We start from the raw sequence: 7,317 nt of genomic DNA, 5'->3' as shown, positions 1-7,317 counted from the left end.
TCCGGCTGAGGGCGTTCACAACTCCTCAGGAATCTCCGACGAGCACCGCGCGAAGCGCCGTTTCCCGCGCGACGCGCTCCTTTTTGAGGAGTTGCGAACGAACACCTAGCGGTTCTGGAAGTCCGGCGACCGCTTCTCCCGGAACGCCGACATCCCTTCCTTCTGGTCGGCGGTGTCGAACAGCGCGGCGAAGGCCTGCTTCTCGTGCGCGAGGCCGTCGGCGAGGGTCGTCTCCATCGCCGCATCCAGCGCGGCCTTCGCCGCATAGACGGACGGCAGCGACTTCGCGGCGATGGAGTCGGCGAGCGTCGCCGCCTCGGCGAGGAGCTCGGATGCCGGAACGACGCGCGACACGAGACCTGCGCGCTCGGCTTCCTCCGCCCCCATGAAACGTCCGGAAAGCACCAACTCGGCCGCCTTGTAGTAGCCGACCGCACGGATCAGGCGCTGCGTACCGCCCATCCCGGGGATGACGCCGAGGTTGATCTCCGGTTGGCTGAACTTCGCGTTGTCCGCGGCGAGGATGATGTCGCACATCATCGCGAGCTCGCAGCCACCGCCCAGGGCGAAGCCGGAGACCGCCGCGATCACGGGGGTGCGCACCGCGGCGAAGTCATGCCAGACGCCGAAGTGGTCGGTCTCGAGCATCTCCGCCGCGGACATGCTCTCCATCTCCTTGATGTCGGCGCCGGCCGCGAACGCCTTCTCGGACCCGGTCACCACGATGGCGCCGACAGCGTCGTCCGTGTCGAAGGCGACGGCGGCCGCGGTGACCTCCTCCGCGAGTCGGCTGTTCAACGCGTTCAGCGCGCCGGGTCGGTTCAGGGTGATCCACCCCACTCGTCCGCGCTGCTCGACCAGGATCGTCTCGTATTCGGTCATGTCGCCCTCTCCGTCGGATCTCTTTCAGCATTCACCCTGGCCTTCGAATCGCGCAAATGACTCCGTCCGCACCGCGAATGGAACCAGTTGCGCGATTCGAACGCAGTGCTCACACGCGATCGTCGCGAATATCCGTGATGATGCCCGAGAAGTCCCGGGTCGCACCGTCACCGGCGGCGAAGGCGGCATAGAGCTCCTGCGCCAGACGGCCCATCTTGGCGTCGGTCGATGTCTGTTCGATCGCCTGTAGCGCGAGGCCGAGGTCCTTCGCCATCAGCGCCCCGGCGAAGCCCGGCTGATAGTCCCGGTTGGCCGGACTCGTGGGAACCGGGCCGGGAACGGGGCAGTTCGTCGTGATCGACCAGCACTGGCCGGATGCCTGCGACACGACGTCGAACAGCGCTTGGTGCGCGAGGCCCAGTCGCTCCCCCAGCACGAACGCCTCGGCCACCGCGATCTGCGAGACCGCGAGCACCATGTTGTTGCAGACCTTCGCCGCCTGGCCGAGCCCGGGCCCGCCGCAGTGCACGATGCGCTTGCCCATGACCTCCAGCAGTGGCAGCGCTGCGGCGAAGTCCTCGTCCGAGCCACCGACCATGAAGGCGAGCGTGCCGTTCTCGGCACCCACCACACCTCCCGAGACCGGGGCATCGATGTTGCGGTGCCCCGCGGCGAGCGCGAGCGCGTGGGCCGCCCTCGCCTCATCGACGGCGATCGTGGACGACTCGATGAAGAGAGTACCCGGACGCGCAGCGGCGAGCAGTTCGGTGCGATACGCCTCGATCACGTGCTTTCCGGCAGGGAACATCGTGATGACGACGTCCGCCTCGGCCACCGCATCCGCTCCACTCGCCGCAACCGGGATCCCCGCCGCCTGCGCAGCCTCGACGGCCGCGGGCACGAGGTCGAAGCCGTGCACCTCATGACCAGCGGCGACGAGGTTCCTCGCCATGGGCAGCCCCATATGGCCGAGCCCGAGGAAGGCCACGCGAGTCATGACGCACTCCGCATCTGGTCTCCGCCGCCGCGCTGGAGGGAGGCGGAACCCGCAGGTCGCAGCATCTCGCGGCCGACGATCAGTCTCATGATCTCGTTCGTCCCTTCCAGGATCTGATGCACGCGCAGGTCACGGACGACCTTCTCGATGCCGTAGTCCTGCAGATACCCGTAACCGCCGTGGAGCTGCAGCGCCCGGTTCGCGACGTCGAAGCCGGCATCGGTCGCGAAGCGCTTGGCCATCGCACAGCGCATCGTCGCGTCGGGTGCATGCTCATCGACCGCCTGCGCGCCGTCTCGCACCATGAGACGGGCGGCGTGCAGGTCGGTGCGCATGTCGGCGATCGCGAACAGGATCGACTGCTTCTCGGCGAGCGGCTCTCCGAAGGCCATCCGCTCGTGCACGTACTGCACGGCCTGGTCGAGCGCCCATTGCGCGCCGCCCAGCGAACAGGCCGCGATGTTGAGTCGACCACCGTTGAGGGCCGACATCGCGATGGCGAACCCACGCCCTTCGTCGCCGAGCATGGCGGAGGCCGGAACCCGCACGCCGTCGAGGATCACCTGGCGGGTCGGCTGCGCATGCCAACCCATCTTCTTCTCCGGCGCCCCGAAGCTCAACGCCTCGGCGTCGCCCGGCACCAGGAACGCACTGATCCCCCGCGCGCCCGGCTCTCCGGTGCGTGCCATGACGACGTAGACGGCGGCCTCGCCCGCGCCCGAGATGAACTGCTTGACGCCGGTGAGCACGAAGTCGTCGCCGTCGCGGACCGCGCTCGTCGCGATGTTCGCGGCGTCCGATCCCGCACCCGGCTCCGTCAGGCAGTACCCGCCGAACTCGGACATCGCGGTAAGCGCCGGCAGCCACTGCCCACGCTGCACATCGTCGCCGTACGTGTCGATCATCCACACGACCATGTTGTGGATGGAGATGTAGGCCGCGACCGCAGGATCGCCCTTCGCGAGCTCCTCGAAGATCGCGACGGTGTCGAGGCGGCTGAGGCCGGTGCCGCCGAACTCCTCGTCCACGTAGATGCCGCCGAGGCCGAGCTCACCGGCACGATTCAGCGATTCGCGGGGGAACAGGTGCTTCTCGTCGCGCTCCGCGGCGTGCGGGGCGAGCTCGGTCTCCGCGAACTCGCGGACGGCGCCGATGATCGCCTCGCGCTCTTCGGCTGTGGTGGTGACGGTGGTCATGGTCATCGTGGTTCCTTGTGGGAGTTTCGTGGCGGAGGGTACGGATCAGTGCATGGTGGGGATGACGAAGCTGGCGCCGTCGCGGATGCCCGCCGCCGGCCAGCGGCTCGTCACCGTCTTGGTCTTCGTGTAGAAGCGGAAGGCGTCGGTACCGTGCTGGTTGAGATCGCCGAACCCGCTGCGCTTCCAGCCGCCGAACGTGTAGTACGCGATCGGCACCGGGATCGGCACGTTCACGCCGACCATCCCGACCTCGACGCGGGCGGCGAAGTCGCGTGCGGCGTCGCCGTCGCGCGTGAAGATCGCGACGCCGTTGCCGTACTCGTGCTCCGAGGCCATGCGCAGCGCCTCTTCGTAGTCGGCAGCACGGGCGATCACGAGCACCGGGCCGAAGATCTCTTCCCGGTAGATCGCCATCTCGGTCGTGACGTGGTCGAACAGGGTCGGTCCGAGGTAGAACCCCTCTTCGTGACCGGGAACGGTGAAGCCGCGGCCGTCGGCGAGGAGGGTCGCTCCTTCGTCGACGCCCTGCTGGATGTATCCCTCGACCCGTTCCACCGCCGCGCGGGTGACCAGCGGCCCGTAGTCGACGTCCGCCGCGAGAGAGGGCCCGACCCGCAGCTGGGCGACCCGCTCGGTGAGTTTGGCGGCGAGAGCGTCGGCCGTCTCCTGCCCGACCGGAACGGCCACCGAGATCGCCATGCAGCGCTCTCCGGCCGAACCGTAGCCCGCACCGATGAGCGCATCCACCGCCTGGTCGAGGTCGGCGTCCGGCATCACGATCATGTGGTTCTTGGCTCCGCCGAAGCACTGCGCCCGCTTTCCGTGAGCCGTCGCGGTGCCATAGATGTACTCGGCGATCGGTGTGGACCCGACGAACCCGACGGCGCGGATGCGGTCATCGGTGAGCAGCGCGTCGACCGCCTCCTTGTCACCGTGCACGACGTTGAGCACCCCGGCGGGAAGTCCCGCTTCGAGGAAGAGCTCGGCGAGGCGCACCGGCACCGAGGGATCGCGCTCGCTGGGCTTGAGCACGACGGCGTTCCCCGCCGCGAGCGCGGGCCCCGCTTTCCACAGGGGGATCATGGCGGGGAAGTTGAAAGGAGTGATCGCGGCGACCACGCCCAGGGGTTGCCGCATCGAGTAGACGTCGATTCCGGTCCCCGCGCCCGTGGAGTACTCGCCCTTGAGCAGATGCGGAGCCCCGGCGGAGAACTCGATGACTTCGAGACCGCGCTGGATGTCGCCCTTGGCATCGTCGACCGTCTTGCCGTGTTCGCTCGCGAGGAGCTCGGCGAGCGGCGCCATCTCGCGCTGCACCAGGTCGAGGAAGCGCAGCAGCACCCGCGCACGCTTCTGCGGGTTGGTCGCGGCCCAGGCGACCTGGGCCTCCTCGGCGTTGGCGATCACCCGGCGGACCTCCTCGGCCGACGCCAGCGGCACCCGCGCCTGCACGGCACCGGTGCTCGGATCGAACACATCGGCGAAGCGACCGGAGTCGGGAGTGAGAAGCGATCCGCCTACGAAATGGGCGATGGTACGAGTCATTGTGTGACATCCCTCCGTGCCGTCATTGGCACATTGAGGAGTTTACTCTGGCCTCCAGAGATTTACTAGGACGTCCTAGCATTCTCTCCCGCGTGGGTCTTCTCATCCGTCGGGGTTGTTCGCACCGCGTTCACCGGCCGGCCATCTCCCCCGGGTACAACTGCAGATGCGCGGACAGAGACTCAGACCGGATCGGGTGTCACGTCTACCGCGCGCACGGTGAGCACTCTCGCTCCCGTCGCGGCTCCCACGCCGCGAGACCCCCGCCGAATCGGGTCGGCGGGGGTCCTCCTCGTGGAGGCGGCATCCCTGGGGCGTTTCGAATCCCGCAACTGGTCGAAAAACACCTCAGAGTCCGACCGGATGCGCGATTCGAGCGCCGCGAGAATCCACCTAGAATCGACCGTGCGCTGCCACCCTGGCGCATCCGCTTCGACGCCCCGACCCCGGGCGCCCGTTCTCCGAGGACCGCATCATGTCCGAGCCCGTCACCGTGTCCATCCGCCGCGAGGTCGACCCCGGCCGCATCACCGAGGCGACCGCCTGGGTGCAGACGGGGGTGAACCTCGCGACGAAGTATCCGGGCTTCCTCGGCTCCGGCTGGGTGCGCGCCGGCGAGGACTCGCAGGTGTGGCACATGCTCTACCGCTTCGCGAGCGAGGAGTCGCTGGTCGCGTGGGAGCAGTCGGCCGAACGCACCTGGTGGCTGTCGATGGGCGAGGGCTTCGTACGGAGTGAGCGTTCGAAACGGCGTACCGGCATCGAGGGCTGGTTCGACGAGCCGACCACCGGGACCATCACGCTCCCGTCCTCCGAGGGCGGCACCGCCACGGTCACCGTCGCGCCCGCGCCCGCGCCTCCGCGGTGGAAACAGGCGACCTCGATCTGGCTGGGCTTCTTCCCGGTCAACCTGGCCTTCACCTACGCCCTGAGTCCCGTTCCCGGCTGGGACGGTCTCCCGATCTGGCTGCGAGTGCTCGTCACGACTCTCGTCCTCACCCCGATCATGGCCTACTGGGTGCTGCCCTTCGTGACCCGGTCCCTGCGGAGCTGGCTCACACGCTGACGAGACCTCTGCGCACTCGCAACGCGATCACCCCGTCTCGGACCTCGGGCCGGTGAGTTCAGCCGAGAGCGATGGCGGACCAGGACACGGGCGGCAGAGTCACTGTGAGCAGTCCTCCTTCGAGGGCGACCGTGTCGTTGTCGCGGACGGTGACGCGCTCCGGGTCGGCGAGCGTGTTCACGGCGTACACGTCGTCATCGCTCAGGGTGTGGGCCTCGCACACCCCGACGTCGCCGAGTCCGGCGATGTCCACGGTGACCGTGATCGCCTCCGTCGTGCTCCGATTCACCAGGAAGACGGCAGAGCGCCCGGTCTCGGAGTCGTGTGTCGCCACCGCGTCGACGAGTGGCACTTCGCCGTACAGTGCGGTGCGGTAGGAGGGCGCGTCGAGCTTGAGCTCGAGCGCGTCCCCCTGGGCCAGGCGCGACGTGATCGAGAAGGGGTAGAACGTGGTCTGCCTCCACGCGGGCCCGCCCGGCTCGGTCATGATGGGCGCGATCACATTCACCAACTGCGCCAGCGATGCGCTCGTGACCCGATCGGCATGCTTGATCAGCGAGATGAGGAGGTTGCCGACGACGACCGCGTCGACGACCGAGTACACGTTCTCCAGCAGACGCGGAGCGATCGGCCAGTTGTCGATGCCGGAGATCTTGTCCACGTCGCGGAACCGGTCGAGGTACCAGACGTTCCACTCGTCGAAGGAGAGGTCGATCTTCTTCGTGCTGCCCCGTACGGCCCCGACGTGATCAGCCGTCGCCACCACCGACTCGATGAAGCGATCCATATCGACGGCAGACGCGAGGAACGAGTCGAGGTCTCCGTCCTTCTCCTCGTAGTAGGCGTGGCAGGAGATGTAGTCGACGTCGTCGTAGGTGTGCCCGAGCACGACGCGCTCCCATTCGCCGAACGTGGGCATGTGCCGGCTCGATGACCCGCAGACGACGAGCGTGACATCGGGGTCCATCTGTCGCATGGCCTTGGCCGCCTGCGAGGCGACCTTGCCGTAGTCGTCCGCAGAGCGATGGCCGAGCTGCCACGGACCGTCCATCTCGTTGCCCAGGCACCACATCTCGACACCGAACGGCTCGTCGCGCCCGTTCTCTCGACGCCGCTCACTCAACGCCGTCCCTCCTCGGATGTTCGCGTACTCGAGAAGATCCAGTGCCTCCAGCGTTCCCCGGGTGCCGAGGTTGACCGCCATCATGAGGTCGCTGCCCACCTTGTCGAGCCACGAGGCGAACTCATGGAGCCCGACCTCGTTCGTCTCGGTCGAGTGCCAGGCGAGGTCGAGACGCCGGGGCCGCTGTTCACGAGGGCCGACCGAGTCTTCCCATCGGAACCCCGAAACGAAGTTGCCGCCGGGATAGCGGATGGTCGAGACGCCGAGTTCTCGGACGAGGTCGATGACATCACGGCGGAACCCCTCCGCATCCGCGGCCTCATGCCCGGGTTCATAGATTCCGTCGTAGACGTGGCGTCCGAGATGTTCGACGAAGCCGCCGAACAGTCGACGCTGAATGCGCCCGGTGACGAAGTGCGGGTCGATGGTCAGATGGGCCGATGGCATGGGTGCTCTTCCGAGTGAGGACGTGTGCGTCACCAATATACAACGTTGTAAATCTGTC

6 protein-coding genes are annotated in these 7,317 nt (G+C 67.7%); 1 reads left to right on the top strand and 5 read right to left on the bottom strand.

The annotated features are described in order from the left end of the window. Positions 1-105: 105 nt before the first annotated feature. The 4 genes from L978_RS06745 to L978_RS06730 all read right to left on the bottom strand — a co-directional run bounded on the left by L978_RS06745 (position 106) and on the right by L978_RS06730 (position 4,623). Positions 106-882 (bottom strand): enoyl-CoA hydratase-related protein, encoded by a 777-nt coding sequence (locus L978_RS06745; RefSeq protein ID WP_047521642.1) that lies wholly within the window; start codon positions 880-882, stop codon positions 106-108. 109 nt (positions 883-991) lie between these two features. Beyond that, a complete protein-coding gene (gene mmsB, locus L978_RS06740; protein ID WP_047521640.1) occupies positions 992-1,879 on the bottom strand; it encodes a 3-hydroxyisobutyrate dehydrogenase in 888 nt (295 codons plus the stop codon). Continuing rightward, positions 1,876-3,081, bottom strand: coding sequence for an acyl-CoA dehydrogenase family protein (locus L978_RS06735; RefSeq protein WP_047521638.1), 1,206 nt, complete (start codon positions 3,079-3,081; stop codon positions 1,876-1,878). Before L978_RS06735 ends, mmsB begins: the two co-directional genes overlap by 4 nt. A 39-nt stretch (positions 3,082-3,120) precedes the next feature. Further along, positions 3,121-4,623, bottom strand: a complete 1,503-nt coding sequence (locus L978_RS06730; RefSeq protein WP_047521636.1) for a CoA-acylating methylmalonate-semialdehyde dehydrogenase — start codon at positions 4,621-4,623, stop codon at positions 3,121-3,123. 475 nt (positions 4,624-5,098) lie between these two features. On the opposite strand from L978_RS06730, the gene L978_RS06725 reads away from it, so the two are divergent. After that, positions 5,099-5,689, top strand: coding sequence for an antibiotic biosynthesis monooxygenase (locus L978_RS06725; RefSeq protein ID WP_047521634.1), 591 nt, complete (start codon positions 5,099-5,101; stop codon positions 5,687-5,689). A 58-nt stretch (positions 5,690-5,747) separates the two neighbouring features. Here the strand turns inward: L978_RS06725 and arfA are convergent, their stop codons facing one another. Continuing rightward, a complete protein-coding gene (gene arfA / locus L978_RS06720; protein WP_047521633.1) occupies positions 5,748-7,259 on the bottom strand; it encodes an arabinosylfuranosidase ArfA in 1,512 nt (503 codons plus the stop codon). Positions 7,260-7,317: the final 58 nt, after the last annotated feature.

It is taken from the genome of Microbacterium sp. ZOR0019 (assembly GCF_000800925.1).
Classification (GTDB): Bacteria; Actinomycetota; Actinomycetes; order Actinomycetales; family Microbacteriaceae; genus Microbacterium; species Microbacterium aurugineum.
This window is presented reverse-complemented; position numbering and strand designations above follow the sequence as displayed.

Excerpts from the sequence above, each read along its gene's own strand:
- L978_RS06745 (WP_047521642.1), bottom strand. The coding sequence starts at position 882 with ATGACCGAATACGAGACGATCCTGGTCGAGCAGCGCGGACGAGTGGGG.
- mmsB (WP_047521640.1), bottom strand. The coding sequence starts at position 1,879 with ATGACTCGCGTGGCCTTCCTCGGGCTCGGCCATATGGGGCTGCCCATG.
- L978_RS06735 (WP_047521638.1), bottom strand. The coding sequence starts at position 3,081 with ATGACCATGACCACCGTCACCACCACAGCCGAAGAGCGCGAGGCGATC.
- L978_RS06730 (WP_047521636.1), bottom strand. The coding sequence starts at position 4,623 with ATGACTCGTACCATCGCCCATTTCGTAGGCGGATCGCTTCTCACTCCC.
- L978_RS06725 (WP_047521634.1), top strand. The coding sequence starts at position 5,099 with ATGTCCGAGCCCGTCACCGTGTCCATCCGCCGCGAGGTCGACCCCGGC.
- arfA (WP_047521633.1), bottom strand. The coding sequence starts at position 7,259 with ATGCCATCGGCCCATCTGACCATCGACCCGCACTTCGTCACCGGGCGC.